Genomic DNA, 26,927 nt, shown 5'->3' with positions numbered 1-26,927 from the left:
GCGCATCGGGGCGGCGCTGATCATCGCCGCCGGAAGAGCTGGCGCCAGAAGTCGAAGGTCGCCAACAGGAAGCAGAGAACGGCGAGCACGATCAGGTCGGGGCTCGGAACGAAGATCGGCACCACAGCCAGAAACAGCGCCAGGACAGCAAGGGCGACTGCTGCAAGTATTTTGTCCGTCATCCGATTACCTCATCCTGAAGCCGGCGCACCAGCCATCGTGCGGTGCGAAGAAGCCGCGCATCCTGCCCCGGAGCGCCGACGAGCTGGACGCCGACGGGAAGCCCATTCGGGCCGTTGAGAAGCGGAAGGCTCAAAGAAGGCAGGCCGCAGAAGGTCCAAAGGGTGCAGAAGACGGGATCGCCCGTAGCTTCTCCCACGGGAGCCTCGCCTGGAGCCGCCGGCGTGATGATCGCATCGAAACGCTCGAAAATCGGGGTCAGCGTTTCTCGCAGCACAGGCGCCATGTCGCGCGCCGCCAGATAGTCCGGGGCCGCGATGGCGCGGCCTTCCGCGACGATTGCGCGAAGCTTTTCCGAACATAGGTCCGGCATATGCTCGACGTGGTGCCCAAGATTGCGCGCCATCTCTGCGGACATGACCGTCTGGTGCCAGCCGAAGGCGCCGGCGAAGTGCTCGCTCAGGTCTACCTGATCGATCCCGCTTCCGAGCGCTTCCACGAGCTCGGTGAAAGCAGCCTTCGTTGGCTCCTCGGCGCGCTCCCAGGCGGGAGTCCTGACGAAGGCCAGGGCAGGGGTGACCGGCGGATCGCTGAGCGCCGTGGCGGACAGCGGACCGGGACTTTCGCGCGCATCCGGATCCCGCCCGTCGGCGCCCATGAGGATCTCGGCGAAGGCCGCGTCCTCAAGGCTGCGCGCGAAGACACCCATGTGATCGAGGCTCGGCGCCAGCCGGAGCACACCCGTACGAGGGATAGCGCCGAAGGACGGCTTCAGGCCCACCACGCCGCAGAACGAAGCGGGGCGGATCACCGAACCGTTGGTCTGGCTGCCGATCGCGAGCGGCACCATGCCTGCGGCAACAGCCGCTGCCGAGCCGCTGGAGGAGCCACCCGGCGTGCGCGCCGGGTCGTGCGGGTTGCGGGTTTTTCCGGGCTGGTAGTAGGCGAACTCGGTGGTCACGGTTTTGCCGAGGATCACGGCTCCCGCGGCGCGAAGCCGGCGCACGAGCGTTGAGTCCTCGAAGGGCATCCTCCCGGCATCGATCGGCGAGCCGTTGCCGGTCGGCATACCTCGAACGTCGATAATATCCTTGATGCCGACGGGCACCCCGTGCAGGGCCCCGAGCGGTTGGCCCAGCCTGCGGCGGCGGTCGCGGTCTTCGGCTTCGCGTAAGGCCTTGCCGCGGTCGAGGAAGGCCCAGGCCTGCACACGCTCCTCTTCGGCGTCGATGCGCTCCAGGCATGCCGTTACCAGCTCCGCCGAGGACAGCGCTCCCTCGGCGATGCGCCAGGCCGCCTCGCGCGCTCCGAGCGCGGTGGGTTCCGCAGTGGAGATGCGCTTAGCGGCCATAGACCAGCTCCGGCAGGGTGTAGACGGTGCCGGGGAAGATGTAGACGATGATCATGGAAAGAATGACCATCACCAGGAACGGCATGCACCCCGCGAAAATCTGCGTCAGCCTCACCTGCGGTGGGGCGATGCCCTTGAGGTAATAGGCGGACATCGCCATGGGCGGGGTGAGGAATGATGTCTGCAGGTTCAGCGCCACGAGGATGCCGAAGAACAGCGGGTCGACGTCGAAATGCGCAAGCAGCGGCAGGAAGATCGGCACGAAGATGATGATGATCTCCGACCATTCCAGCGGCCAGCCAAGGAGGAAGATGATGATCTGCGCCAGGATCAGGAACATGATCGGCGACATATCGAGGCCGGTGACGAAGTCCCGGATCAGGCCTTCTCCGCCGAGATATGAGAAAACCGAGGAGAACACCCAGGAGCCGACGAAGAGCCAGCAGACCATGGCCGTGGTCTTCATGGTGAGATAGACGGATTCGCGCAGCCGCTGCCAAGTGAGGGCGCGATAGGCGACCGCCAGGATGAGACCGCCGAGCGCGCCCGCGGAAGCAGCTTCCGTCGGCGTCGCCAGCCCGAAGAGGATAGAGCCGAGCACGGCGAGGATGAGGAAGGCCAACGGCAGGAACGAAGTGACGATCATGAACAGCAGCGTGCCGATCGGCGTATCGCCCACATCTTCCTTGCTTGGTTTGGGCGCTACGGAGGGCTGAAGAATCGCGCGCCCGATCACGTAGACCAAGTAGAGCCCGGCGAGCAGCAGGCCGGGCAGAAGAGCGCCCGCATAGAGCCGCACGATCGAGACGCCGGAAGCCGCGGCGTAGACAATCAGCATGATCGACGGCGGAATGAGGATGCCGAGCGTGCCGCCGGCGCAGATCACGCCGGAGGCGAAGCTCGTGTCGTAGCGCGCCTTCAGCATCGCTGGAAAGGCGAGCAGTCCCATCAGGGTCACCACCGCGCCGACGATACCGGTGGCGGTGGCGAAAAGCGTGCAGGTAATCAGCGCGGCTACGGCCATGGCCCCGGGCACGCGCCGCGCGGCGATGTAGAGCGTGGAAAAGAGCTTGTCGACGATGTTGGCGCGCTCGACGACGTAGCCCATGAACAGGAAAAGCGGGACGGCGGTCAGCACCTCGTTCGCCATGACCGAGTAGGTCTGGTTCACGAACAGGTCGAAGATGCGGTTGTTGAAGAAGCCATCGATCCAGGTCTGGATCAGCGTCCAGCTATCGGCGCCGTCCTCCACCGCACGGTTATAGGAGCGCCACATCCGGCTCGCGTCGAAATAGGCATAGTAGCCGAAGCCCACACCTAGGGCCATCAGCGTGAAGGCGATGGGGAAGCCGAGGAAGATGCAGAGGATGAAGATCCCGAGCATCATGATAGCGATCTGCGGGTCGGTCATTTTTCTGGCTTCCTTCCCGCGGCGATCATAGCGGCATCTTCGCCGTGGCCCGCCGCCACCTGCCTTATGAGCTGATCTTCCAATTCCACTGCGTCCTCCTCGTGCGGAAGCCATTCGCCCGTGCGGATGCATAAGATGCACCGGCAGACCTGTGCGATGCCCTGGATGAACAGGAGAATGCCGGCGGCGACGATCACCGTCTTGAAATGGAAGATCGGGATGCCGGCCGGCGAGTTGGTGCTGACTTCGAGATAGCGCCAGCCGCGCCCCGCATATTTCCAGCCGGCGAAGACGAGCGCCAGAACGCCGGGAAAGAAAAAAAGAAAGTAGAGAACCAGCTCGACGGTCGCCTGGGTTCTCGGCCGCCAGAGGCGGTAGAGGAAGTCTCCGCGCACATGGGCGTTGCGCGAAAGCGTGTAGGCGCCACCCATCATGAAAAGGGTGCCGTAGAGCATGTATGACATGTCGAAAGCCCAGGCGGTGGGCGCGTTGAAGAGATAGCGAACCGCAACCTCATAGCCCATGCCGAAGGCCATCATCAGGATCAGCCACGCGAAGGCGCGGCCGAACCAGCCCGTGATGCGGTCAATGAAGTGGATAAGATTCGTCATCGTGAGATGTCACTCACCAAAGGCGGGTTGATGGCTGGCGCGGTCGCCATGCGCAGGATTGCGAACTGCTTTGCGCCAGTTGTTGCGGGCGTCCGCCCGCGCTCTCGCCACCGCAGGGGGTGACGGAACACGGGCGCGTCCGGAACGGCGTCAGGTCTTCAGCTTGCCTGGGAAATAATGCTCGTAGGCAAGCGTGAGGTCGGGTGCGCTCATTAACTCGTAGAACACGGTGCGCTCGACCCACTGGCGCTGGCTATCCATGCATCGCTTCATGAAGTCGTCCTGCTCCAGCTCGGGAATGAGCTCGTCCCAGGCCTTGAGCTGAGCATCCAGGATCTCCTGCGAAGTGCGGTGTACCGTGACCCCATGCTCATCCTGCAGCGCCTGCAGGTCCTTCGAGTATTGATCGAGGGCAAGCGCGGTATTCGCCGAGGTGATCGCCTCGACCCCGTATTTGAGGATCGCCTGCAAGTCCGGATCCAGATCGTCGAAGAAGTCCTTGTTGAACAGGAACTCGAAGGACTCGGAAGCTTGGTGATAGGAGGCCAGGAAATAGTTCTTCGCCACATCCTGCGCGCCGAAGCGCAGGTCGGAGGATGGGTTGTTGAATTCGAACGCGTCGATCACCCCGCGCTCCATGGCCGGGACGATTTCGCCGCCGGGAAGCTGGGCGACGCTCATGCCGAGCTTCTGCATCAGGTCGGCGGCAAGCCCCACCGTCCGGTATTTGAAGCCCTGCAGGTCCTGCACCGTGGTGACCGGGTTCTTGAACCAGCCGAAGGGCTGAGCCGGCATCGGGAAACCATAGAAGCCATAGATGTTGAGGCCCATGATCTCCTGGGTGAGCTCGGCATAGAGCTCCTTGCCGCCACCTTGGTAGAACCAGCCGAGCATGTTGAGTGCGCTGCCGCCCCAAACCGGGCCCGTGCCGAAAAGCGATGCTGCTTTATGTTTGCCGTACCAGTAGACAGGCACCGTATGGGCTGCGTCGAGCACCCCGTCATTGACGGCGTCGAGCACCTGGAACGCGCCGACCACTGCGCCTGCCGGCAGAAGGTCGATCTGGATTCGTCCGTTCGACATCTCGTGGACGCGCTCGACATATTGGCGGGCGAAATCCATCCAGATGTCGCCGGAAGGCCAGGATGTCTGCATCTTTACGACAACCGGGCTCTGCGCCCGTACCGCAGGTGCAGCAAGGCTTACCGCAGCACCTCCAGCGGCGAGCAGGCTACCCTTGAGGAACGTCCGACGGGGTGTCGGAGCGGAATGAAACTCTATGGAGTTGGTCATCAATTTTCCTCCCATTCAAGTCTTGCGATGCTGGTGCACGGCCAACATCCGCCGACAGTCGGGCAGGGAACCCCAGCCGACCCTCCGCCGATGGGACCTCAGCATCGATACTGGCGAGTATTCCCTGGATTAATCCACAGAACGAATCCAGGTCCTCACGAACACTCGCCATACCTAAGCACGCGGAAAGCTTATTCGAAAAACGTACAGTTGGGAAAGAGCCTTGACCTTATTCTCTCGTATAACACGTGATGTTGATGACCCGTATCCAATCCATTCAGCCGGGGGGCTCCTTTCAGTCGTCTCGGCGGCATATGATCGAGCCCAAATTGGAGGGCGTCCAGTCCTCCTGCGGGAGGACTGGGTGCCTTCAACCGGCTCTTTTGAGCGGTTCCACGTCCGGTTCGGGGCGATGGAACAGGCCGGCCTGATCGTATTTGCGCTGCAGGTGCCGCAACCGTTCTAATGCCTCAGGCGAGAACGAACGGTGCGACCGGCCGGCGATATCGAGATCGGCCTCGCCGATATAGTGGCCGAGGGAGATCGGCGCGATCTTTTCGCTTGTCGCCCGCACCCAGGAGAGAGCCGCCTGGTCCTGGGCATCGTCTTGCCAGATCGCATAAGTGCAGCCGAAGGCCGGGCCAACCATGGAAAAGGCGGCGTCCGGCATGGTGCCGTCCGGCGGCGGCAACACGACACCGAGCGCGAAGGATTCCGCCGAAGGAGCAGCCTCTATCGCTTCCGCCATGATCGCCATCTGCAGGGCCGGATCGGCCGACCAGTTGGTGTCGGCCGCGTAGCGCCGCCCTTCCAGGAAAAATTGCCCCATGATCAGGTAAAGGACCTCGAAAGGCGTCTCCATCCCGAGTTGGATGTCGAGCGCGCTTTCCGGTGCGCCGGCCGCTATTTTTTCGAGCGTGGCCTGTGCCTCCTCTTCCGTATACGCAAAAATGGTCGCAACCGCCGAGACCGTCTTTGTCGCCTTGCCGGCAAGAGGCGGCGGTGCTGAGGAGAGCACGGCCGTGAACTCGACATTGCGCGGCACGGTTCGCATCGTCCGGCTCATCCAGCGCTCCACCGCATCCACCTCGCCTATCGGGTAGACCCACACGCTGGTGCGGATCGCTCGTGGCAGTTCGTGCAGGCGCAGCCTGTATTCGGTCACGACGCCGAAGAACTCCGGGCCCGCTCCGCGCGCAGCCCAGAAAATATCGGCATTCTCCGCCTCGCTCGCGGTCACCAGTGAACCGTCGGCCAGCACCACCTTGACGCTTTCCACATTGTGGCAGGCGATGCCCCAGGCACCGGCGTTCCAGCCGAACCCGCCGCCGAGCAGATAGCCCGACAAAGGCACGCTGGCGCAGTGACCGGTGGGAAAAGCGAGACCGTATTCGGCCGCCGCCGCGGCGAGCCTGCCATTGGTAACCGCAGGCTGCGCACGCGCGGTGCCGGCTACGGCATCGATTTCCAGCGCATTCATCGCCGATAGGTCGATAACCACGCAATCCTGCAGTGCGATGGTGGAGAAGTGGTGGCCGCCACCGCGCGCGGAGACGCGCATTCCGTTGGCGGCGGCGAATTTCACCGCCGTCTGCACGTCGCCGGCGTCCATCGCTTTGACGACAACTTCAGGAAAGCGGTCCGGTTTGCGGGCGTTCCACAACAATCCCGTGCGGACGGCCTCGTATTCGGCGCTTTCACGGGTCGTCACCGCCCCGCGAACCGCCTTTCTCAATTCATCGATATGCATGTTGCTGTCCTCCTTTTTCGCGGCTCGCGGGAATGCGGCTCAGTGACTGTGCTTGATCTCATGGTGCTCGCACGTCACACGCGGATTGAACTGGGCGAAGATGCCATTCGGGTTTTCGCGGTAAAGCCAGACATGCCGGTCATGATGAGGCTCGAAATTATGTGCCTCGTCGATGGCCGTCGCTGGATCGTCGATCATGGTGTCGTATGGCAGTCCGTGGAACGATGGCGGGCCGTCATTGCCTGCCTCGCTCCAAGCCTTGGCGAAAACGAGATTCTCGACCGCGACGAGTTCGAGCGAGCCGTCAGCCTGCGGCTCATAAATGAGGACCGCCGGATTGACGAAATCCGTGTGCGTCCCGACGCCGTCGACGCGCGGGTTGGGCGGGGCGGAGATGCCGAGCAGGTCCGGGCGGAAAAAGTGGATGCCCATGCCGCCAAGCGACTTCGGCAGGCCCATCATTTCAGCGGTCTCGCACATGTTGCCGGGGTCGCGGAGGTAACCTTCTGCGAGAGCTATGTTTACATCGCGGAAGCGCTCCGTGGCCTTGCGGATCTCGGCGAGGCTCGGCTCTCCGGGCATGGGTTTGGACGAGGCGTCGATACGCACCGCATCGTCGGTGAGGGTGGCGGCAACAGGGGTGGCGTGAATGTTACAGGCGAAAGCGGCGGTAGCCGTCAGCAAAGCCGCGGCGGACACGACCAAGATCGTGGGTTTCATCGTTCTGATCCTCTGTTCGGTCTGGAAAATCGTACGCCGCGGCTGTTTCGTGACGCCCGGCGTCGATGGCTGGTGAAATAATCCAGGGCGGTCGCGTACGCTCGCTAAATGGTCCTGCAAGAAATCGTAAAAGAATGCTAAAATAGGCGGAGGGGCATTTTCTTACGTCCATTAAGGCCAACCACTCGACGGAGCGATAGCAGGCGAGCCATGCCACGTGCATCCCAGCCTCATACGCCGGATATCGATCTGGCCGCCCGCCGCGCCTACGCGGCAGAGGGCGGCACTTCTGGCGTGCTGACCCCGAGCTCGCGGCTTTTTGTCAGAGCGGCCTCAGCGTGATCGTCGCGGTGTGCCGCCCGGCCGAAGCGCCGGTCGCCGGCCTGGGATGCGGCTGCCTCATTCTGCCCGAGGATCGGATGCGGCTCCTGCTGCCGCGACCGGGCAACGAGGCGCTGCTGGCGATGGTGGAGCGCGGGGCCGGCATTGCCGTCACATTCAGTCAGCCCGTTACCCACCGTTCGATCCAGGTGAAGGGATCGCGAGCCGTCGTCACTATGCCGGACGAAGGGGACAGGCTGGAAGCAGTGCGGCAGAGCCAGGGCATGCGCTGGGAGCTGGTCGAGGTCGGTTATCCTCCGGCCTTTGCGGAGGCGTTTTGCAGCGTCGACCCCGATACTGTCGTTGCAGTGGATTTTACCCTCGAAGCCGCCTTCGTGCAGACGCCTGGCCCCGGCGCGGGTGCGGAGCTGAACCCATGACCCCGTTGAAGCTTCCGGCCATCCGCAACTGCCTCGAGGGGATCGTCCCGTCTGTGCTCGCCACTGCTGATGCCAGCGGCACCCCGAACGTATCGTTGATATCCCAGGTTCAGTATGTCGATCCCGAGCACGTCGCGTTATCCTACCAGTTCTTCAACAAGACCCGCCGCAATCTCCTGACGACGAAACGCGCCTCTGTGGCGGTCGTGGATCCCGACACCAACGCTCAGTACAGGCTGACGCTCGAATACCTCGAAACGCAGACGAGCGGGCCCCTTTTTGAGGCCATGCGCGCCAAGCTTGCCGGCATTGCCTCGCACAGCGGCATGCAGGGGGTCTTCCGTCTGCTCGGTTCGGATGTCTTCCGGGTTCAGGAGATCGAGGCGCTGCCCAGCACGACCATGCCGCAGCCGATCGGCCTCAACCTTCTGTCGGCCGCGCGCCGCGCCTGCGAGCAGATTGCAACTTGCGACGAGTTGGGGGAGCTGTTTGACGCGGTGCTGGCGGGCCTGCAGCAGCATTTCGGCATCGAGCACTCCATGGTGATGATGCTCGACCGTACCACGGACCGGCTCTACACCGTCGCCTCGCGTGGTTATCCGGTCTCCGGCATAGGATCGGAGGTCGGGTTGGGTGAAGGCGTCATCGGCGTAGCGGCTGCGCAATGCGTGCCGATCCGCATCGGCCGCATGGCGTCGGAATATTCCTACGGCACCGCAATTCGCGATACTGCGCGCGCGGCCGGGCTCCACTTGGAAGGCAATACGGCCATTCCCTATCCGGGGCTGAAGGCCCCCCAGAGCCAGATCGCAATGCCGATCCTCCACGATGGCAGCGCAATCGGAGTCCTCTTCGCCGAAAGCGCCGAGCCCAACCAGTTTGGCTATGAGGAGGAGGACGCCCTGTCGCTGGTCGCAAGCCACCTTTCGGCGTTGAGCCTCCTGTTGCAGCAGGAGGAAGCATTCGAGAAGGCCCCCTCGCGGGTTGCGCCGGGCGAAGTCACCGGCCGTGAAATACGTATTCGCCACTACCGCGCTGACAATACCGTGTTTGTCGGCAACGATTACCTCATCAAAGGTGTCGCCGGCGCGATCCTGTGGAAGATCGCACAGGAGCGCGCCGAGGGCGGCCGCATCGAATTCACCAATCGTGAGTTGCGCCTGGACCCGGCGCTGCGCTTGCCGGAATATGCTGAAAATCTTGAAGCACGACTGGTCCTGCTGCAGCGCCGTCTGTGCGAGCGCGACGCCGGCATCGCCATCGAAAAGTGCGGCCGCGGCCGGTTCCGATTTCTGGCTGAAGGCCGCCTTGTCCTGGAGGAGATATAAGCCTCCAAGTATGGGAATGGCGACGAGGCAGAGATCTGCCAAAAGGCATAGGTTCAAATCCGGACTGGGATAGCGATCCACCCGACTCGACTCAGGGGAGGACCAGCGGCGATGGCGCCTGGCTGATCCGGCGTATCCTCCGGGTCACCAAATCCAAGCCAAGGGATAGAACTTCAAGAGCGTATAGCTCTCAGGCGACGACAGGCTGACGACAGAAAGAAGGCCAGGGCTAACTCCCGCCTTATTGAGCTAAATGCTTGGAAAAGAATGGCGCGCCCGAAAGGATTCGAACCTCTGACCCCCAGATTCGTAGTCTGGTGCTCTATCCAGCTGAGCTACGGGCGCCTACTGCCAACCGAACCATCGTAGGGGTGAACCCCGACGGTTGAACGCCGCCTACCTAACGACTGAGAGAGGCAAAAGCAAGCGCTCAAATGCGATTTTTCCAATGCCCAGATCAGCACACCTACCCAGAACGGACGGCTGCCAGCGAAACATTCTCCAGCCAAGATGGCGGAGCCGTATCCGCAGGCGGAAGGCCGATGCGGGTTGCCGCGGATTACTGCTGCCGCGGTGCCGTTGGGCCATTCTCTGTGGCGGCATTTTTGCTTTCCGTGCTCTCCCGATGGAAGTCCTCAGGGGTCGGACCAGGAATGGTAATACAGAAGATCGTACGCCCGTTTCCGCTTTCCATAAGCTCGATCTCTCCGCCATGCGCGCGTATGAGCTCCTGCGCGATGGCAAGCCCGAGGCCTGTGCCGCCGGTCCGAGCCGAGCCGCGGAAGGCTGTGAACAGGTTTTCACGCGCTTTTGGCGGAAGCCCCGGCCCGGTATCAGCGACAAAAATTCGCGCCAGTCCTTCCCCTTGGCGCCCCGAGATTGTGAGGCGCCGTACGAGCGCCGAATCCGCTTCGCCCGTCATGGCCTGAACGGCGTTTCGGCAGAGGTTGGAAAGCACCCTGAAAAGCTGGTCGGCATCCGCTTCGATCTCGAATAGCGGATCGATTTCATTGACGAATTCGATTCCGCTCCCCGGATCGATCGCAAGGCTTGCGTGCACATCCTCAACAAGTGGAGCAAGACGCAGCCGGCGGCGCGAGGGTGGCGCCTCCTGCGCCCGGCCATAGGCGATCACTCCCTGGGAATACGCCACTGCCCGGTCAAGCATGCGCACGAGTTTTGGAGCCAGAGATTGCACCGTTGGATCGGCGCTGAGGGCCAAGCGATCCGAAATGAGCTGCGCAGACGCCAGCATGTTGCGCATGTCGTGATTGATTTTGGAGACCGCCATGCCCAATTCCGCAAGCCGTTTGCGCTCACCAAGCGTCCGGTGCAGTGCCTTCTGCATCTCTGCCAATTCCCGCTCCGCGATGCCGATTTCGTCGCTGCGGCTTTCCGGCTCGATGATGTTTTCGGCATTATCCGGCGCCGCACCGAAGGCGAGCACCGAGCGGGTCATGGCGCGGACTGGTCCGATCATGATGCGGTCGATTGCGTAAAAAACGAGTGTGGCGGTGAAAAGCGAAATGAGAAATGAAATGGCCGCCACATTGCGCGCGTAAATCAGCATTGCCGCCCGCAGCTGACGATCCGGTAAGATGACTTCGTATTGCGCTGTGCTCTGTCCTACATGGCCGTAGACGCGCAAGATGCGGCCGCCACCAAAGAACAGGGTACCGAAAGCCTTCCGAACGGCGCTTAAAGCATCGAACCGGTCAAGATCGATATGCGCGTCGACGGCCGGCGGCATATGCGACACGACCAGGAGGCGGGACGTGTTCCCGTCGCGCACCGCGATGGCGCTCACGCCCGCCGTCATGAGAACGTCGTTGCTAGCCTCCCGGCTGAGATTGCCCGCCTCTCCATCGAGGAGGACACGGCCGACGATCGCTGCCTCGCGCAGCCGCTGCTCCATCCACTGCCGGCCGAAATTGGCGACCGACGGGATAAAGATCAGCACCTCCGCCGCCATGACAAAGAGGATGGTCAGGAAAAGCAATTTCGTCGAGAGACCGCGGGTCAGTGGCACGGCCCGACTCGCGTCTAATTCGGTCTTGGTTCCTTCCTGACGCTTCTCCTCGGCCATTCCTGTTCCGCTGCTGCACAGGTGGTGGTTCCCACAATGATCACCCTACTTAGCCAAATAGCCGCAAAAAGCCTAATATTCCACGCACGGATGAGCTGCGCGCCGCTTCGGCGAAATAAGAGAGGGCGGCACGCTTTCCGATTTCTCCAAGCGTGGGGTAGGGCGCAACATATTGCGAAATATCGTGCACCCTCATGCGTCGAGAGAGTGCGAGGGACCAGAAATGCATCATTTCACCGGCGCCTCGGCCTAGAATCGAGACGCCGAGAATGCGTCCGCGCCGACCCACGATGAGCTTGATGAAACCGTCCGTGTGTCCTTCGGCATGCGCCCGATCGTTTTCGGAAAATGAGGAGCGCAGCACCTTCACCTGCAAGCCTCTCCTCCGGGCTTCGTTTTCCGTCAGTCCGATTTGGGCGAGTTCGGGGTCGGTGAATGTCACCCTGGGAATGTGTTCGTGATTCGCCTTTACAGGCAGGCGGAAAAGAATGGCGCGGATAACCAGCCCCGCATGATAATTCGCGACATGCGTGAACTGCGGGCCGCCAGCCACATCGCCAATGGCGAAAATGCGTCGGTTGGTTGTCCTGAGCTTAGGGGAAATCGTGATACCGCCCGGCCCATAGGCAACGCCCGCATTTTCAAGTGCCAGAGCCTCGACATTCGGTCTGCGCCCGGTGGCGATCAGTAAGTGCGAGCCGTCGATGCTGTGTGCGCCCTTCTCATCCGCCACATGAACCCGTATGCCGGTTCCTTTGTAGCGCTCCACGCGCTCGGCGCGCGCATGTTCCAGTATCGCGACTCCTTCCTTCAAAAGAGCCTGCTTGACCCCAAGGGCCAGTTCAGGGTCTTCCTTGCCGAGCACGGTATCGGCCTCGAGCACCGTAACATCTGCGCCAAGCCGGCGGTGCGCCTGCGCCCGCTCCATGCCTATGGGGCCTCCTCCGACGATGATCAGGTGTGCCGGACTTTGCTTCAGCCCGAAAGTCGTCTCGTTCGTGAGAAAGGGAACATCAGAAAGCCCAGGGATCGGAGGAATGGCAGGTGAGGAGCCGGTTGCGATTACGAAACGACGGGCGCGGATTTCACTGCCTCCGGCCACGACGGTCCGTGGGTCCTTGAAATGGCCTTGGGCTGAAATGACCTCAACGCCGAGCGCTGTGAAGCGCTCTTTCGAATCGTTGGGCGCAATCGCAGCGATTGCCTGCTCGATATGGCCAGCCACGCGGGCGAAGTCGATTGAAGGTTCCACAGCAGCAATTCCCAAACTCCCTCCGTGGGATAGCCGGTGCGCCTGTCTGGCGGACGCGATCAGCGCTTTGGAAGGAACGCAGCCATAGTTGAGGCAATCTCCGCCCATCTTCCCCCGCTCGATAAGAACGACGGAAGCACCAAGGGACGCTGCCGCGGCCGCGACGGTCAATCCGCCCGAGCCTGCGCCGATCACGCAAATGTCAGGTTTGAGGATGGTGGTCATTTCCCGCCATTGGCACTTCGCCCCTCCCGGTGGCCTTGCTTTTCAACCTTCGTTTTACGACGACCGCAAGGGCTGCGACCACCGCAAGCCCGCCGAGGGACAGGGTAAGTTCCCTCGTAACGAGATCATGCAATTCGATCTTCTCCCCGGCTGCGGACGCGGCAATCAGAATGCTTTCGAGCCCTTGGCCCAGATAGGCATAGGCGTAAGTGGCAGGAATGATGCCGAGCATGGTGGCGCCGACGAAGGTGCTCAAGCGAACCTGAAAAAAGGCCGGGACGATATTGACCAGCCAGAACGGAAAAATCGGGGCTAGCCGCAGCACGAGAAGATAGCCGAACGCGTCTTCCTCGAAGCCCTTGGCGAATTGCGCTGCCCGTCCTCCCGCATATTTGCGAAGCAGCCCGCCGAAGGCCGTGCGGGCTGCGAGGAACAGAATGGTGGCTCCCAGGGTGGCGCCGATCAGCACCAGTGTGCCGCCCAAGAGCCACCCGAAGAGGAACCCCGCGGCCATCGTCAGCAACGCAGCGGCCGGAAGAGCGACGGCGGCGGCGATCGCATAGGCAAGGGTGAAGCTGGCAGACGATAGAATGGGATGCGCTTCGATCCTCATCTTGATCGCCGCGCGGCTTTCCAGAAGCGCATGAAAGCTCAGATGTTCATGCCAGCCAAGAGCATAGCCAACCGCGAGTACCAGGACGATAAGCCCGAGAGGCACGAAGCGCCACGGCATTCAGCTTCCTCCCAGGCATCCAGCCAAGCAAAACTCATGATGGTTCCGGCTGTAAATGGCCTTTTCGCTTCAAAGCGGCAATCCGCTTTCGCCTGAATCAGCGCGTTTTGACGAATGGGACGGCCCTATTCACCCAAATGTGAGTTTTTTCGCCTGGTTGCCCGCATAACAAGAGGCCCGCCGTAAAGCGGCGGACCTCCCTCTTTTATTATCTGCCCGTTTCAGGCGCTGCGTCCGTCCAGCGAAAGTCGCCCGGCCCCGCGCGAGGCAAGCGCCAGGAACCCGCCGATGATGGCGAGGTTCTTCAATGCCATCAGGAGCTGCATCTGGTCGCCCAGGTTCATGTGAGCCACCAGGGTGGCGGCAGTCGTGAACACTGCCAGAACAAGGGCCGCGATCCGGGTCTTGTAGCCGACAAGGACGGCAATGCCGCCGAGAAGCTCGATAAGCCCGACCACAATGGCGGTGACGGTCGGAAGGGGGAGGCCAAGGCTCCCGAAATAACCGGCGGTGCCGGCGATTGCCGTGAGCTTCCCAAAGCCGGAGAAGATGAAGATCACCGCGAGCAGGATGCGGCCAAGAAGAGCAAGTGCATTGTCTGACATGATGGTGTTAACCCGTTAGCGAGAAAGCGAACCGGCTAGATAAGGTCAACACGCGGCCGGGACTACCGCCTGGCCGTTGACACTGTGTTTCCAGAGAGATGCTTTGCGTGGCGGGCTATCCCGGTGAGATCATGTTTTCCGGCCGCACGATGCGGTCGTATTCCTCTTCCGTCACAAGGCCGGTCCTCAGCGCTTCCTCGCGCAGCGTCGTTCCGTTCTTGTGTGCCGTCTTGGCGATCTTGGCCGCGTTGTCGTAGCCGATCACGGGCGCCAGGGCCGTCACCAGCATGAGCGAGCGCTGCATCAACTCCGCAATGCGCACTTCGTCCGCCTCTATGCCCTTGACGCAATTGTCGGCGAAGGAGCGCATCGCGTCGGAAAGCAGGCGAATTGACTGCAGCACGGCGTTTGCGATTACAGGCTTGAAGACATTGAGCTCGAAATGCCCCTGACTGGCGGCGATCGAGACCGTGGTCTGATTGCCCATGATCTGCGTGGCCACCATGGTAAGAGCTTCCGCCTGGGTCGGGTTCACCTTGCCGGGCATGATCGAGGATCCGGGTTCGTTTTCGGGAAGCTTGAGTTCGCCCAGCCCGGAGCGCGGACCGGAACCCAGGAAGCGGATATCATTCGCGATCTTGAAGAGATCGCCGGCAAGCGCGTTGAGCGTGCCGTGCAGGGCGTTCAGCGCTCCGTGGCTCGCCAAGGCCTCGAATTTGTTTTCAGCAGTGCGGAAGGGCAGGCCGGTGATGGCTGCGACGCGATCCGCAAAGGCCCTGTCGAAACCCTTGGGCGCATTCAAGCCAGTGCCAACGGCAGTGCCTCCCTGGGCCAGCGCATGCACGTCATGCAGCGCATCCTCGATACGCTTTCGCCCGAGCCTCAGCGCTGCCACATAGCCGGAAAATTCCTGGCCGAGTGTGAGAGGCGTCGCGTCCTGCGTATGGGTGCGGCCGATCTTGACGATATCGCCGAAAGCCCGTTCCTTTTCCTCCAGCGTGGCGGTCAGGTGGTCCAGCGCCGGCAACAGCTCTTCCGCCGCCTCGCGGGCGGCCGCGATGTGCATGGCGGTGGGGAAGCTGTCATTCGACGACTGGCTCATATTGACGTGATCGTTTGGATGGATGGGCTTTTTTGAACCCATCTCACCGCCGAGCATTTCGATTGCCCGATTGGAGATCACCTCATTGGCGTTCATGTTCGACTGTGTGCCGGAACCGGTCTGCCAGACGGCGAGCGGGAAGTGCGCGTCCAGTTTCCCGTCCACCACCTCGCGTGCCGCCGCAACGATCGCTTCGCCAAGCTTGGGATCAAGCTTTCCAAGGTTCGTATTCACCTCCGCGGCGGCAAGCTTGACGATGCCAAAGGCGCGCACCAGTGGAACAGGCATCTTTTCCACGCCGATGCGGAAATTGGTCAAAGAGCGCTGGGTCTGCGCGCCCCAGTAACGATCGGCGGCGACGTCGATCGGGCCAAAAGTATCGGTTTCGGTGCGGGTCTTCGTCATTGAAATGTTGCTCCCATCAGTCCTGGGGCCATATGCGCCAAAGGCACTTCTTTTGCAAACCCCGCGGCGACTTCTCCAGCCTGTTGGATCGATTAAAATCGAAAGATTGCCGCCGCCCTCACACCAGCTTCAGAAGCTGCGCAGTCTGCCATGTCGCCAGGAGCACGATCAGGCAGCCGATCGTACGCAGGAGGATGCGCTCCTTGATCGACTTCAAGATCCATCCGGCGAAGGGAGCTGCTACCATTCCGCCGACGATCAGCCCACCAATGGCGGCTGCGTGCTCCACATACGTACCTGCCGCCTCCCAGTGCCCGGTCAAAAGGGAAAAAAGAAAACTGAGAGAGACCGCCGTCGCGACCAGAAACTCGGTCGCATTCACCGTCCCGATGACGTAGCGGGGTGGAGCCCCGGCTCCGAGAAGGCCGGTGGTGACGATAGGTCCCCATCCGCCGCCTCCGGCCGCATCCAGAAAGCCGCCCACAGCTCCAAGGGGAGCGACCACCTTCGCCGGTACAGGGTTGGACGGAATCTTGCGGAACGACCTGAAGATGAGCCAGCCGCCGACCAGCGCAAGATAGGTGGTTATAAAGGGCTTCACCGCATTGCCTTCAAAGGAGGTGAGCACATAAGCGCCTATGCACCCGCCAAGAATTCCGAACGGCGCAAGCCGGACGAAGAGCCGCCAGTCGATGTTGCGATGGTAAAGATGAGCCGAGCCGGAAGCTGCGGTGGTAAATAGCTCAGCCGCATGGACTGAAGCGGATGCATAGGCAGGTGGAACGCCGAAGCTCAGGAGCACTGTCGAGCAGATTACGCCGTAGGCCATCCCCAACGCGCCGTCCACGATCTGGGCTGCGAAACCGACTGCCGCAAATAAAATAAAGTCTTGCAAAGGCGACCCCTCTGGTAATGCGCCGCAAAACTAGACGGAGCAGGCACCTCACGTAAGGCTCTGATTTTCCCCCGGACAACTCAACCGCGAAATCCTTTTTCAATCCGGCAGGTCTAACAGGAAGACCCGCCCTCGGGAATATAAGGATCGCAGGGTGCACCCGCGAAATAAAAAAGGGCGGCATTTCTGCCGCCCTTTCGGAAATCCGAGGTCTCGACCTCTTAGAAATCCATGCCGCCCATGCCGCCGCCTGGCATCGCCGGGGCCGGCGAGTCCTTCTTCGGCAGCTCGGCGATCATGGCCTCGGTGGTGATCAGCAGGCCGGCGACCGAAGCCGCGTCCTGAAGAGCGGTGCGGACCACTTTCATCGGGTCCACGATGCCCATGCCGATCATGTCGCCATATTCGCCCGTCTGGGCATTGTAACCGAACGTGACGGCGTTGTTGTCGAGAATCTTGCCGACGACGATCGAAGCCTCGGCGCCCGCATTCGAAGCGATCTGGCGGGCAGGAGCCTGGATTGCGCGGCGAACGATGTTCACGCCGGCCTCCTGGTCGGCATTCTCGCCCTTGGCCTTGATTTCGCTGGAGGCGCGCAGAAGTGCGGTGCCGCCGCCCGGAACAATGCCTTCCTCGACGGCCGCGCGGGTGGCGTTTAGCGCATCGTCCACGCGGTCCTTCTTCTCCTTCACCTCTACCTCGGTCGCACCGCCGACGCGGATCACCGCGACGCCGCCGGCGAGCTTGGCCAGGCGCTCCTGCAGCTTCTCGCGGTCGTAATCGGAGGTGGTCTCCTCGATCTGCGACTTGATCTGGGCAACGCGGCCTTCGATCTCGCTTTTCTGGCCGGCACCGTCAACGATGGTGGTCGTCTCCTTGGCGATGGAAACGCGCTTGGCACGGCCCAGCATGTCGAGCGTGACGTTCTCGAGCTTGATGCCGAGATCTTCGGAGATCACCTGGCCGCCCGTGAGGACCGCGATGTCTTCGAGCATGGCTTTGCGGCGGTCGCCGAAGCCCGGTGCCTTCACGGCTGCGATCTTCAGGCCGCCACGCAGCTTGTTGACCACCAGCGTGGCGAGAGCCTCGCCCTCGACGTCCTCGGCGATGATAAGCAGCGGCCTGCCCGACTGCACCACAGCTTCGAGCACAGGCAGCATGGCCTGGAGGTTGGAGAGCTTCTTCTCGTGCAGGAGGATGTAAACGTCCTCGAGCTCCGCCACCATCTTCTCCGGGTTGGTGATGAAGTACGGAGAGAGATAGCCGCGGTCGAACTGCATGCCCTCGACCACTTCAAGCTCGGTCTCGGCGGTCTTGGCTTCCTCGACAGTAATCACGCCCTCATTGCCGACCTTCTGCATGGCCTCGGCAATCATCTGGCCGATTTCCTTCTCGCCATTGGCGGAAATCGTGCCGACCTGGGCAACCTCTTCGGAGGTCTTGATCTTCTTGGCCGCCTTGGCCAGGTAATCGACGACTTCGGCAACGGCCAGATCAACGCCGCGCTTCAGGTCCATCGGGTTCATGCCGGCGGCAACGGCCTTTGCGCCTTCCTGTACGATCGCCTGGGCGAGAACGGTGGCCGTCGTGGTGCCGTCGCCGGCGATGTCGTTGGTCTTCGACGCCACTTCGCGCACCATCTGGGCGCCCATATTCTCGAACTTGTCCTCAAGCTCGATTTCCTTGGCGACGGTCACGCCGTCCTTCGTGATGCGCGGGGCGCCGAAGGACTTGTCGAGCACGACGTTGCGGCCCTTCGGGCCGAGCGTCACCTTCACCGCGTCGGCAAGGATGTTGACGCCGCGAAGCATACGCTCGCGGGCATCACGGGAAAATTTTACGTCTTTTGCAGCCATATTGGTCACTCCTGGCTTCGGGCGAAGCCCTGGTTAGGTTCAGCAAATAGCGGCTTTGCTCAGCCGATGATGCCCATGATGTCGGACTCCTTCATGATCAGGAGATCCTGGCCGTTCAGCTTCACTTCCGTGCCCGACCACTTGCCGAAGAGCACGCGGTCGCCCGCCTTGACGTCAAGCGGAACAAGCTTGCCGCTCTCGTCGCGCGCGCCGGGACCGACCGCGATGACTTCACCTTCCTGCGGCTTCTCTTTCGCGGTGTCGGGGATGATGATCCCGCCGGCCGTCTTCTCCTCGGATTCGACCCGGCGAACGACCACACGGTCATGAAGCGGGCGAAAATTCGTGCTGGCCATGTTACTCAACCCTTGATTCGGATAATGAATTAGGCTTCCCTCCGCCCAGATGGTCGGAGAATTGAATTTAGCACTCGCTGTAGGAGAGTGCTAACAGAGCCGAGATAGTCAGGATAGGTGTCAGAGTCAAGCGAGTTGCGGCTTGGATCAACTTCGGCACCGCATGGCCGATTTATCGTTTCGGCCGTTATCCCGAATTTAGACCGGCCTTTGAAAGCGCCTGCGGTCCTTTTCGATTTCCTCGCGGAAGTGGCATCCTTCGATGTGATCGTTGACGAGGCCCATAGCCTGCATGAAGGCGTAGATGGTGGTCGGGCCGACAAAAGTCCACCCGCGCTTTTTGAGATCTTTTGAAATGCGGGTCGAAGCCTCGGTCTTGCCGAGGGTCCGGAGCGTTGCGTAGTCGAGCTCTTGCGGCCGCTCCTCAGGTCCAGGCTCGTGTCGCCAGAAATAGCGGGAGAGTGATCCCTCTTTTTCGCAAAGCTCGATGGCTCGGCGTGCGTTGTTGATCGTGGAACGGATCTTTCCGCCGTGCCGAATGATGCCCGCATTCTTCAGAAGGCGATCGACATCCTCGTCCGTGAAGCGCGCCACGCGCTCCAAGTCGAAATCTTCGAAAGCTTCGCGGAAGTTCTCTCTTTTCCGCAGGATCGTAAGCCATGAAAGGCCTGACTGAAAACCTTCAAGACACAGCTTTTCGAAGAGCCTGCGATCGTCGCTGACCGGCCTTCCCCATTCATGATCATGGTAAGCCATGTAGTCAGGCAGGTTCGCATGCCAGAAGCAGCGTGTCTTCCCGTCATCTCCCACGATCAGGCCGGTCTTCTCTTCAATCATCGAAACTCACCGCATTTTTTTAAGGGGATTAAGGATTTGTTCACCGGATTTTTGAACCGGGCGATAACCACATCGATCAGTTTTCCCGACATATCGCACTTTATGTGGTCCGATTCATCATTCGCTTGCGTTTCCTGCTGCAGCATCCTGACAGGAACCGCCTCAAAGCGTTTGAACAGCCGCCATATCTGGCGGGAGTGACAGCAAGCAATCTGATGACCAGGTGAGAAAGGGCCGATGAAGTTCGTTCTGTATGTAGCCGGACTTGCCGCCATTTTTCTTCTTCCCAATGGCGCCGATGCTCAGACCCGTTACGCTGAGCCACCTCCCGTCCTTGTCAGTCCTGACCTTTCCGCACCCTGGGTGATGCAGCTTCGCAATCCGCCGGCACGAGCGAGGCCTGCCGAAAGGCAGCGTCAGGTCTACCGGGTTCCGCCCTATCCGCGGGAACTTCGGTCCAGCGCACGGCAGGCCGAGCGCCGGTATGTGCTGCGCCCGCAGCCTCATCATCAGCCCCGAGCGCGGGCGGTCCGCACGGCTGCTGCGGCCGCAGCACCAAGGGCGGTGCGGCCGGATGAGATGGATCCGAAATTCCTGCCCCAGGAAGTCCGGTATGATGGTCCGCAAGCGCCGGGCACCATCGTGGTCGATACCAAGGAGCGCTTCCTTTACCTCGTGCTGAAGGACGGTCAGGCGCGGCGCTATGGCGTCGGTGTCGGTAAGGACGGTTTCGGCTGGACGGGCACTCATAAGGTCACAGCCAAGCGCGAGTGGCCCGATTGGCGCCCGCCCGCGGAAATGATCGCCCGGGAAAGGAAAAATGGGAAAATCTTGCCGACCCTCGTCAAGGGCGGCCCGCAAAACCCGCTCGGTGCCCGCGCGCTGTATCTCGGCTCGACGCTCTACCGCATACACGGCACCAACGCGCCGTGGACGATTGGCCAGGCCGTCTCGTCGGGCTGCATCCGGATGCGCAACGAAGATGTGATAGATTTGTATGAACGTGTTTCCGTCGGCACCAAGGTCGTGGTAATCTGATTCTCAGATGCGGGGGACGAGCCGGCCGGAGGGGTCTTGCCGGTATTGTCTTCGAAAAGGCAGCGCTTCAGCGATGAAGCGCTGCTTTTTTATGCGGCCACGGCGGCCTGCCCAGCTTTTTGTTCCGCCTCCGGAAGACCTCCAGGTTTCGGGCCGCCATAGGCCCAGTCCAGCAGCTCGACCGTATGCACGATTGGCAATGCTGAGCCCGAGGCGATTTGCGTGATGCAGCCGATATTGCCCGCGGCAACCGCCACCGCGCCGGTGGCCTCGATGTTCTCCACCTTCCGGTCGCGCAGCCGCCGCGATATGTCCGGCTGCAGGATGTTGTAAGTGCCGGCTGAGCCGCAGCACAGATGTCCCTCACGCGGCTCCTTCACGATAAAGCCCGCGCGGGTGAGCAGTGCCTTGGGCTGTCGCGTGATCTTTTGGCCATGCTGCAGCGAGCAGGCGGAATGATAGGCGATGGTCAGCCCCGGCGGGATTTCCGGCTCAGGCAGGTCGAATGTGGCGAGGTACTCCGTAACATCCTTCGCGAGCGCGGAGACCTGCCGGGCCTTTTCGGCATAGGCCGGGTCGAGCCGAAGCATGTGCCCATAATCCTTGATGGTCGTCCCGCAGCCTGAAGCCGTGATGATGATGGCATCGAGCCCGCCGCCGTTGATGACACGCATCCACGCGTCAACATTGCGCCGCGCGAAGGCAAGCGCCTCTTCCTCGCGGCCCATATGGTGCACCAGCGCGCCGCAGCAGCCTTCCCCCTCGGGCCGCACCACCTCGACACCCAACCGCGAAAGGAGCCGCGAGGTAGCGGCGTTGATTCCTGGATCGAGCACGGATTGCGCGCATCCGGCGAGCAGTGCGACCCGGCCCTGCGGCCGCCCCTCCGGTTTGAGGGCGGCAGAGGCCTCGGCCGCGGGCGTTTGCTGCGGCGCAAGTTCCAGCATTGAGGCCACCGGTTTCAGGCCGGGTATGGCGCGGAAAAGCGGCGCGAAGGGGCGCCCTATTCTTGCCAGCCTCAGCGCGAGCCGGAATCGGCCGGGATAGGGGAGCACGCGGGCGAGCATCGCGCGCATCAGCCGGTCCAACAATGGCCGGCGATAGGTCTTCTCGATATATGTCCGCGCGTGGTCGACCAGATGCATGTAGTTCACGCCCGAGGGGCAGGTGGTCATGCAGGAAAGGCAGGAGAGGCAGCGGTCGATATGGGTCACGGTCTCGCGATCGGCGGGCCGTCCATTCTCCAGCATCTCCTTGATGAGATAGATGCGCCCGCGCGGTGAATCGAGCTCGTTGCCGAGCTCCACATATGTGGGGCAGGTGGCGGTGCAGAACCCGCAGTGGACGCATTTGCGCAGGATCGTCTCCGATTCCGCGGTATGCGGGTCGGCAAGCTGCTCGGGCGTGAAGTTTGTCTGCATCTTCTGTCTAAAGCATCCAGCTTTGAGGATTTTTGATCGGCTCTCCGCGTCCCACCAGTTGCAGGCCGACAACGGCGCGCACGACGATCCACACGGCGACGGCCAGGAGCAGAAGGAAACCGATCCCAACGACCATCAGCACCATTGAGATAAGGGCGTAGAGGATGCCAATCCAGAAGGTGCGGATCGCCCAGGTATAATGCGTCTCTATCCAGGCCTCGGATTTGCCGCGGTTCATATAAGCGAGCACGATCCCCACAAGAGCCGATATGCCGATGACGAAGCTGACGAGATAGAGAATATAGATCACCTGTATGTTCGTTGGTCCCGGCTCGAGCCAGCGGTCGGTTTTGCGCGGCGGTGTGGGCTGGTTCGTTTCAGTCATGGTTCCCTCCAGGCTTGACGGCTATCAGTCTATCACGCGCTTAGTTTGCGGCCATCCGGCCCGGATTGAGGATGTTTTGCGGGTCGAACTGCTCTTTCAGCCGCGACGCGAGCGCTGCAAGCGCTGGTGGTTGAGGATGGAAGACAGGAACGGCGGATCTCAAAGCCGGCGCTGCACGTATAAGTGTGGCATGTCCGCCGCCAAAATGGGCGATCAATTTGCGCAGGATCTCCGCCTCCGGGTCGGCTTCCATGCGCAGCCACACAAGGCCGCCCTGCCAGTCGTAATAGGCATTGGCTCCGGCCGCCCTGCGGAACGCGTCCACCAGCCTATGCCCCTCTGTCGGGGCTATGGAAACACGCCAGACCGGCGCCGGCGTGTTGTCGGCGAAGGGTTTGCAGTCGCGGATTTCGCGCCACAGGGCGCGCGATTGGAGGGGCTCCTGAACCTCCGCCTGTCCGTGCGGCCGCATCAGCCTTGCGACAAGGTCGATGCGATAATCGACCGATGGGCCCACCCCCTCGACGCGCAGCACGGTCCTTGGCTGACTGGAAAACGTGCCGCCGAGAAACCGACCGACCACGGTCACCGGCAAATGCGCAGCGCCTGAAACTTCGGCGCTGCTACCCATCGCCTCCGCCATGGCGGAGGCCGCCTGGGCATCGTCGAGGCCCATGATTGCGACAGTCTTCTCCGTTTCCGGGGCTGGAAGCACCTTGAAGGTGACATCCGTCACCACCGCGAGCGTGCCCCAGGAGCCGGCGAGCGCCTTGGACAAATCGTATCCGGTGACATTCTTGACCACGCGCCCGCCGGACTTGAAGGCCTCGCCTCGTCCGGAAACGGCATGCACCCCGAGCACATGGTCGCGGGCGGCACCGGCCTTGATCCGGCGCGGGCCGGACAGATTGGTCGCAAGCGCGCCGCCAACCGTTCCACGCCCGGAAGGACCGCCGAGCAACGGGCCGTAATCCATCGGCTCGAACGCGAACTGCTGATTATTCCTTGCCAGCAGATCCCTGAGTTCCGCGAGCGGCGTGCCAGCCTTCGCTGAAAGAACAAGTTCCTCCGGCTCGTAGAGCGTGACGCCGGTGAGATGGGAGAGGTCCAGCGTGTGCTCTGCCTGCGCAGGCCTGCCGATGCCGCGCTTGGACCCGTGTCCCAGCACTTCGAGCGGCGATTCCTCGCCTGCTGCCCAGCGCACGATGTTCAGCACTTCCTGCGCACTGCCGGGGGTAAAACTGGCCACCCTTAAAACCTTTCCAGATCCGGAAAGGGCATCTGCCCGCGATGGATGTGCATGCGGCCAAGCTCGGCGCAGCGGTGAAGCTGCGGAAACACTTTGCCGGGGTTGAGCAGATGGTTCGGGTCGAAGGCACATTTGACCCGGATCTGCTGGTTCAGGTCCTCCTCGGAGAACATTTCCGGCATCAGGTCGCGCTTTTCCACTCCCACGCCATGCTCGCCGGTGAGCACGCCGCCCACTTGCACGCAAAGGCGCAGGATGTCCGCGCCGAAGCCTTCCGCCCTCTCCAGCTCGCCGGGCTTGTTCGCATCGTAAAGGATCAGCGGGTGCAGATTGCCGTCGCCCGCGTGAAAGACGTTGGCGACGCCCAGCCCATACTTTTCCGAAAGCTCGCGCATGCCTGAAAGCACGCGTGGTAATTCCTTACGTGGGATGGTCCCGTCCATGCAGTAATAGTCGGGCGAAATGCGGCCCACAGCGGGGAAGGCTGCCTTCCTTCCTGCCCAGAAGGAAAGCCGCTCTTCGTCCGAATTGGAGACGCGGTTCGTCGTGCAGCCGTTTTTCCGTGCGATGGCGTCGACGCTCTCGATCAGATGATGCACCTCCGCTTGCGGCCCATCCAGTTCCACGATGAGCAGGGCCTCGACATCGAGCGGATAGCCGGCATTGACGAAGGACTCGGCTGCATGAATCGCCGGCCGGTCCATCATTTCCATGCCGCCCGGAATGATGCCGGCGCCGATAATGTCGGCAACGCATTGGCCGGCCTGCTCGCTGGAGGGAAAGCCAATCAGCAATGCCCGCGCCGTCTCCGGCTTCTTGAGAATGCGAACCGTGACTTCGGTGACGACCCCCAACAGGCCTTCCGATCCCGTCATCAGGCCCATCAGATCATAGCCGTCGGAATCGAGATGCTTGCCGCCCAGCCGGATCACGTCTCCATTCATCAGAACCATCTGGATGCCGAGAATGTTGTTGGCGGTAAGCCCGTATTTCAGGCAATGCACCCCGCCCGAATTCTCCGCCACATTGCCGCCGATGGAGCAGGCGATCTGCGAGGAGGGGTCGGGCGCATAGTAGAAGCCTTCATGCTCGACAGCATGGGTGATGCCCAGATTGGTGACGCCAGGCTGAGTCACTACGGCCCTGTTGGCGAAGTCGATCTCGAGTATGCGGTTGAAGCGGCTCATGACGAGCAGCACGGCATCCTGCAGCGGCAGCGCGCCGCCCGAAAGCGATGTGCCTGAGCCGCGCGGCACAACGCGAATATTGCGTTCATCGCAATATTTCAGGATGCGGGAGACCTGCGCCACTGTTTCCGGCAGCACCACGACGAGCGGCAGCTGGCGATAGGCCGTGAGCCCGTCGCTTTCGAATGCGCGCATCGCGCTCTCGGCTTCCACAACGCCTTCGCCCGGCACGATAATGCGCATGTCCGCCACGATCTCGTCCCGCTTCGCAAGCGTCGCCATGTCAGGCTTGGGGAGTAGGGCTCCGGACATGCAATCTCCTTCACTGGTCTAATCTATTTACCAGTTAATTTTTCGCTCCGCAAATGGCGGCGCTTGAGTCAATCCGCCCAAGGCTCAAAAAACGAGCGAGTTATGGCGTGCTGACGCTTATCCGCTGCGCCTGTCCACTTGAACGTGCCTGCGCCTGATTCGGCGCACCAGCAGCCACATCACGAGCACTGCGACCGGTACTGCGGCGGCGGTGATCGCCTCCGGGGAGAAGCCGGGAAAGAGGTGCACGCCCTTCACCAGATAGGATATCAGGCCCACCACATAGTAGGAGATCGCGGCGACGGACAGGCCTTCCACCGTTTGTTGAAGGCGCAACTGCATTTCCGCGCGGCGGTTCATTGAGGCAAGCAGATCGCGGTTCTGCTTTTCCATCTCCACATCGACCCAGCTTCGCAAGAGGGTTGCCGCTCGCGTGAGCTTGCGCGAGAGGTTGGCCTGCCTTTCCTCGACTGATCGACAGGTGCGCATTGCTGGCGCCAGGCGGCGCTGCAGGAAGGTGGCCCAGGTTTCGTATCCGGAAACGGGCGCTTCATTCAGCATCTCCAACCGCTCCTGAACGATGCCGTCATAGGCTCGGCTTGCGCCGAAGCGATAAAGGCTCGCTGCGGCTTCTGCCTCCAGCTCGGCGGCAAGTTCGGTAAGCTCCGAAAGCAGTGCCTGGCTGTTGTGATTGTCGCGATTGCGCATTTTATCGGTCAGGATCGCGAGCCGGTCCTCCATCCGCCGAAGGCGCGGAGAGAGCGATTGGGCGAGTGGAAGGCCGAGCATGGCCAGCGTTCGATAGGTTTCGATATCGATCAGGCGCTGCGTCAGCGCGCCGATGCGGGCCGGCGGCAGATCCCGTTCCAGGATCAATATGCGCGTTAGCCCGTCTCCATCCTGCCGGAAGTCCGTGGCCACGGCGGCGCGTCCGCCTTCTACGATGGAGTAGCCGAGGCTCGTCGGGTCGAAGCTGCCGATCAGCTTCTCGGTCGCCTGCGACCACTTGCGGATTTCCACCCGCGTTCCGGAAATAATCGTCCCTGGAGGGTTAAAGCCGTTGCCGAAAGGCGATTCCTGCAACGGTTTGCCGCTGCGCGGCGAGATCGGGCAGTCCCACTGATAACTGGAGAACTCGGTGTGCCGCTCCCACCTCAGCGTGCCCTGACCCCACCGCATCGCATGGTGCCTTGCATGCGTGTCCGGCGGGACAACGCCAAGCCGCCGCGATAGTTCGGCGATAACCGCCTGGTCCCCGGCGAAATCGCCTTCTGTCATGAAGGAGAGCTGGATGATGAGGCGCGGCGCTTCGAGCAAGGGGTGCGGCCGCGCATGGACTTCACCGAGCGCGCTGGCACGCCCCGGATGCGCGGGGAAGCCCAGAACCCTTCCGGTCAACAGCCCTCCAAGCGGAGATTCGGCGCGCTCCTCATTTTTTATGATCTTCAGCTCTTCCGCGCGCTCGTCGCTCATGACAACTTCTGTTGCTCGTAGAGATCCGGGGGAAGTATGCTCCCGTCGCCCCGGAAAGCGCAATGCGCTGATCTGAAGCAGATCGTTGTTCCTGCATTGGACAAA

The 26,927-nt window shown here is 61.8% G+C and carries 25 protein-coding genes and 1 tRNA gene; 4 read left to right on the top strand and 22 right to left on the bottom strand.

Going from position 1 to position 26,927, the window contains the following annotated elements:
- Positions 1-20: 20 nt before the first annotated feature.
- The 7 genes from GNP00_RS05845 to GNP00_RS05815 all read right to left on the bottom strand — a co-directional run bounded on the left by GNP00_RS05845 (position 21) and on the right by GNP00_RS05815 (position 7,316).
- Complete coding sequence (locus GNP00_RS05845; protein ID WP_157038006.1) at positions 21-182, bottom strand: hypothetical protein; 162 nt, start codon at positions 180-182, stop codon at positions 21-23.
- Complete coding sequence (locus GNP00_RS05840; protein WP_011579690.1) at positions 179-1,531, bottom strand: amidase; 1,353 nt, start codon at positions 1,529-1,531, stop codon at positions 179-181. Before GNP00_RS05840 ends, GNP00_RS05845 begins: the two co-directional genes overlap by 4 nt.
- Complete coding sequence (locus tag GNP00_RS05835; RefSeq protein ID WP_011579691.1) at positions 1,521-2,942, bottom strand: TRAP transporter large permease; 1,422 nt, start codon at positions 2,940-2,942, stop codon at positions 1,521-1,523. Before GNP00_RS05835 ends, GNP00_RS05840 begins: the two co-directional genes overlap by 11 nt.
- Entirely contained in the window at positions 2,939-3,553 is a 615-nt protein-coding gene (locus GNP00_RS05830; RefSeq protein ID WP_011579692.1) for a TRAP transporter small permease subunit, read from the bottom strand. Before GNP00_RS05830 ends, GNP00_RS05835 begins: the two co-directional genes overlap by 4 nt.
- A 150-nt stretch (positions 3,554-3,703) precedes the next feature.
- Positions 3,704-4,846 (bottom strand): TRAP transporter substrate-binding protein, encoded by a 1,143-nt coding sequence (locus tag GNP00_RS05825; protein ID WP_011579693.1) that lies wholly within the window; start codon positions 4,844-4,846, stop codon positions 3,704-3,706.
- 370 nt (positions 4,847-5,216) lie between these two features.
- Complete coding sequence (locus tag GNP00_RS05820; RefSeq protein ID WP_011579694.1) at positions 5,217-6,596, bottom strand: FAD-binding oxidoreductase; 1,380 nt, start codon at positions 6,594-6,596, stop codon at positions 5,217-5,219.
- A gap of 39 nt (positions 6,597-6,635) precedes the next feature.
- A complete protein-coding gene (locus tag GNP00_RS05815; protein ID WP_011579695.1) occupies positions 6,636-7,316 on the bottom strand; it encodes a hypothetical protein in 681 nt (226 codons plus the stop codon).
- Between the two features lie 210 nt (positions 7,317-7,526).
- On the opposite strand from GNP00_RS05815, the gene GNP00_RS23560 reads away from it, so the two are divergent.
- Genes GNP00_RS23560 through GNP00_RS05805 form a run of 3 tightly spaced genes read left to right on the top strand, consistent with a single transcriptional unit; the run spans position 7,527 to position 9,405 of the window.
- The gene (locus GNP00_RS23560; RefSeq protein WP_281354944.1) at positions 7,527-7,658 is read left to right on the top strand and encodes a hypothetical protein; all 132 of its coding nucleotides are present in this window, start codon (positions 7,527-7,529) and stop codon (positions 7,656-7,658) included.
- Positions 7,655-8,077, top strand: a complete 423-nt coding sequence (locus GNP00_RS05810; protein ID WP_166015769.1) for a hypothetical protein — start codon at positions 7,655-7,657, stop codon at positions 8,075-8,077. The genes GNP00_RS23560 and GNP00_RS05810 overlap by 4 nt, the downstream gene beginning before the upstream one ends.
- Positions 8,074-9,405, top strand: coding sequence for a GAF domain-containing protein (locus GNP00_RS05805; RefSeq protein ID WP_011579697.1), 1,332 nt, complete (start codon positions 8,074-8,076; stop codon positions 9,403-9,405). The genes GNP00_RS05810 and GNP00_RS05805 overlap by 4 nt, the downstream gene beginning before the upstream one ends.
- 268 nt (positions 9,406-9,673) lie before the next feature.
- On the opposite strand, the gene GNP00_RS05800 is transcribed toward GNP00_RS05805, so the two are convergent.
- The 10 genes from GNP00_RS05800 to GNP00_RS05755 all read right to left on the bottom strand — a co-directional run bounded on the left by GNP00_RS05800 (position 9,674) and on the right by GNP00_RS05755 (position 19,757).
- Positions 9,674-9,750, bottom strand: a tRNA-Arg gene (locus GNP00_RS05800).
- A 214-nt stretch (positions 9,751-9,964) separates the two neighbouring features.
- Positions 9,965-11,491: an ATP-binding protein gene (locus GNP00_RS05795; RefSeq protein ID WP_011579698.1), complete on the bottom strand. Its 1,527-nt coding sequence runs from the start codon at positions 11,489-11,491 to the stop codon at positions 9,965-9,967.
- Between the two features lie 49 nt (positions 11,492-11,540).
- Positions 11,541-12,968 (bottom strand): dihydrolipoyl dehydrogenase family protein, encoded by a 1,428-nt coding sequence (locus GNP00_RS05790; RefSeq protein WP_011579699.1) that lies wholly within the window; start codon positions 12,966-12,968, stop codon positions 11,541-11,543.
- Entirely contained in the window at positions 12,946-13,701 is a 756-nt protein-coding gene (locus GNP00_RS05785; protein ID WP_011579700.1) for a TVP38/TMEM64 family protein, read from the bottom strand. Before GNP00_RS05785 ends, GNP00_RS05790 begins: the two co-directional genes overlap by 23 nt.
- Before the next feature lie 221 nt (positions 13,702-13,922).
- Positions 13,923-14,306, bottom strand: a complete 384-nt coding sequence (locus GNP00_RS05780) for a DoxX family protein (RefSeq protein ID WP_011579701.1) — start codon at positions 14,304-14,306, stop codon at positions 13,923-13,925.
- 115 nt (positions 14,307-14,421) lie between these two features.
- Positions 14,422-15,813, bottom strand: a complete 1,392-nt coding sequence (fumC, locus tag GNP00_RS05775; RefSeq protein ID WP_011579702.1) for a class II fumarate hydratase — start codon at positions 15,811-15,813, stop codon at positions 14,422-14,424.
- A gap of 118 nt (positions 15,814-15,931) precedes the next feature.
- Positions 15,932-16,708, bottom strand: a complete 777-nt coding sequence (locus GNP00_RS05770; RefSeq protein ID WP_011579703.1) for a sulfite exporter TauE/SafE family protein — start codon at positions 16,706-16,708, stop codon at positions 15,932-15,934.
- A gap of 221 nt (positions 16,709-16,929) precedes the next feature.
- Entirely contained in the window at positions 16,930-18,564 is a 1,635-nt protein-coding gene (gene groL, locus GNP00_RS05765) for a chaperonin GroEL (protein ID WP_011579704.1), read from the bottom strand.
- 59 nt (positions 18,565-18,623) lie between these two features.
- Positions 18,624-18,920 carry a co-chaperone GroES gene (groES, locus tag GNP00_RS05760; RefSeq protein ID WP_011579705.1) on the bottom strand — a complete coding sequence of 99 codons (297 nt, stop codon included), beginning with the start codon at positions 18,918-18,920 and terminating at the stop codon, positions 18,624-18,626.
- Between the two features lie 198 nt (positions 18,921-19,118).
- Positions 19,119-19,757: a DNA-3-methyladenine glycosylase I gene (locus tag GNP00_RS05755; RefSeq protein WP_011579706.1), complete on the bottom strand. Its 639-nt coding sequence runs from the start codon at positions 19,755-19,757 to the stop codon at positions 19,119-19,121.
- A gap of 237 nt (positions 19,758-19,994) precedes the next feature.
- Between GNP00_RS05755 and GNP00_RS05750 the strand changes: the two genes are divergently transcribed.
- A complete protein-coding gene (locus GNP00_RS05750) occupies positions 19,995-20,795 on the top strand; it encodes a L,D-transpeptidase (RefSeq protein ID WP_011579707.1) in 801 nt (266 codons plus the stop codon).
- A gap of 89 nt (positions 20,796-20,884) precedes the next feature.
- Here GNP00_RS05750 and glcF read toward each other — a convergent pair whose 3' ends face one another.
- The 5 genes from glcF to GNP00_RS05725 form a co-directional block, all read right to left on the bottom strand.
- Entirely contained in the window at positions 20,885-22,216 is a 1,332-nt protein-coding gene (gene glcF / locus GNP00_RS05745; protein WP_011579708.1) for a glycolate oxidase subunit GlcF, read from the bottom strand.
- A gap of 7 nt (positions 22,217-22,223) precedes the next feature.
- Positions 22,224-22,601 (bottom strand): DUF4870 family protein, encoded by a 378-nt coding sequence (locus GNP00_RS05740; RefSeq protein WP_011579709.1) that lies wholly within the window; start codon positions 22,599-22,601, stop codon positions 22,224-22,226.
- A 40-nt stretch (positions 22,602-22,641) separates the two neighbouring features.
- The gene (locus GNP00_RS05735; RefSeq protein ID WP_011579710.1) at positions 22,642-23,850 is read right to left on the bottom strand and encodes an FAD-binding protein; all 1,209 of its coding nucleotides are present in this window, start codon (positions 23,848-23,850) and stop codon (positions 22,642-22,644) included.
- 2 nt (positions 23,851-23,852) lie between these two features.
- On the bottom strand, positions 23,853-25,349 hold the full coding sequence (locus tag GNP00_RS05730; protein ID WP_011579711.1) for an FAD-linked oxidase C-terminal domain-containing protein: 1,497 nt from the start codon (positions 25,347-25,349) through the stop codon (positions 23,853-23,855).
- Positions 25,350-25,466: 117 nt separating this feature from the next.
- The gene (locus tag GNP00_RS05725) at positions 25,467-26,822 is read right to left on the bottom strand and encodes a DUF3422 family protein (protein ID WP_011579712.1); all 1,356 of its coding nucleotides are present in this window, start codon (positions 26,820-26,822) and stop codon (positions 25,467-25,469) included.
- Positions 26,823-26,927 lie beyond the last annotated feature (105 nt).

The organism is Chelativorans multitrophicus, from assembly GCF_011317445.1.
GTDB lineage: Bacteria > Pseudomonadota > Alphaproteobacteria > Rhizobiales > Rhizobiaceae > Chelativorans > Chelativorans multitrophicus.
This window is presented reverse-complemented; position numbering and strand designations above follow the sequence as displayed.

Excerpts from the sequence above, each read along its gene's own strand:
- GNP00_RS05805 (WP_011579697.1), top strand. The coding sequence starts at position 8,074 with ATGACCCCGTTGAAGCTTCCGGCCATCCGCAACTGCCTCGAGGGGATC.
- GNP00_RS05785 (WP_011579700.1), bottom strand. The coding sequence starts at position 13,701 with ATGCCGTGGCGCTTCGTGCCTCTCGGGCTTATCGTCCTGGTACTCGCG.
- GNP00_RS05725 (WP_011579712.1), bottom strand. The coding sequence starts at position 26,822 with ATGAGCGACGAGCGCGCGGAAGAGCTGAAGATCATAAAAAATGAGGAG.
- GNP00_RS05750 (WP_011579707.1), top strand. The coding sequence starts at position 19,995 with ATGAAGTTCGTTCTGTATGTAGCCGGACTTGCCGCCATTTTTCTTCTT.
- GNP00_RS05790 (WP_011579699.1), bottom strand. The coding sequence starts at position 12,968 with ATGACCACCATCCTCAAACCTGACATTTGCGTGATCGGCGCAGGCTCG.
- GNP00_RS23560 (WP_281354944.1), top strand. The coding sequence starts at position 7,527 with ATGCCACGTGCATCCCAGCCTCATACGCCGGATATCGATCTGGCCGCC.
- GNP00_RS05820 (WP_011579694.1), bottom strand. The coding sequence starts at position 6,596 with ATGCATATCGATGAATTGAGAAAGGCGGTTCGCGGGGCGGTGACGACC.
- GNP00_RS05755 (WP_011579706.1), bottom strand. The coding sequence starts at position 19,757 with ATGATTGAAGAGAAGACCGGCCTGATCGTGGGAGATGACGGGAAGACA.
- GNP00_RS05795 (WP_011579698.1), bottom strand. The coding sequence starts at position 11,491 with ATGGCCGAGGAGAAGCGTCAGGAAGGAACCAAGACCGAATTAGACGCG.
- groES (WP_011579705.1), bottom strand. The coding sequence starts at position 18,920 with ATGGCCAGCACGAATTTTCGCCCGCTTCATGACCGTGTGGTCGTTCGC.
- GNP00_RS05830 (WP_011579692.1), bottom strand. The coding sequence starts at position 3,553 with ATGACGAATCTTATCCACTTCATTGACCGCATCACGGGCTGGTTCGGC.
- GNP00_RS05815 (WP_011579695.1), bottom strand. The coding sequence starts at position 7,316 with ATGAAACCCACGATCTTGGTCGTGTCCGCCGCGGCTTTGCTGACGGCT.
- GNP00_RS05825 (WP_011579693.1), bottom strand. The coding sequence starts at position 4,846 with ATGACCAACTCCATAGAGTTTCATTCCGCTCCGACACCCCGTCGGACG.
- groL (WP_011579704.1), bottom strand. The coding sequence starts at position 18,564 with ATGGCTGCAAAAGACGTAAAATTTTCCCGTGATGCCCGCGAGCGTATG.
- GNP00_RS05780 (WP_011579701.1), bottom strand. The coding sequence starts at position 14,306 with ATGTCAGACAATGCACTTGCTCTTCTTGGCCGCATCCTGCTCGCGGTG.
- GNP00_RS05840 (WP_011579690.1), bottom strand. The coding sequence starts at position 1,531 with ATGGCCGCTAAGCGCATCTCCACTGCGGAACCCACCGCGCTCGGAGCG.
- fumC (WP_011579702.1), bottom strand. The coding sequence starts at position 15,813 with ATGACGAAGACCCGCACCGAAACCGATACTTTTGGCCCGATCGACGTC.
- GNP00_RS05730 (WP_011579711.1), bottom strand. The coding sequence starts at position 25,349 with ATGTCCGGAGCCCTACTCCCCAAGCCTGACATGGCGACGCTTGCGAAG.
- glcF (WP_011579708.1), bottom strand. The coding sequence starts at position 22,216 with ATGCAGACAAACTTCACGCCCGAGCAGCTTGCCGACCCGCATACCGCG.
- GNP00_RS05740 (WP_011579709.1), bottom strand. The coding sequence starts at position 22,601 with ATGACTGAAACGAACCAGCCCACACCGCCGCGCAAAACCGACCGCTGG.
- GNP00_RS05845 (WP_157038006.1), bottom strand. The coding sequence starts at position 182 with ATGACGGACAAAATACTTGCAGCAGTCGCCCTTGCTGTCCTGGCGCTG.
- GNP00_RS05835 (WP_011579691.1), bottom strand. The coding sequence starts at position 2,942 with ATGACCGACCCGCAGATCGCTATCATGATGCTCGGGATCTTCATCCTC.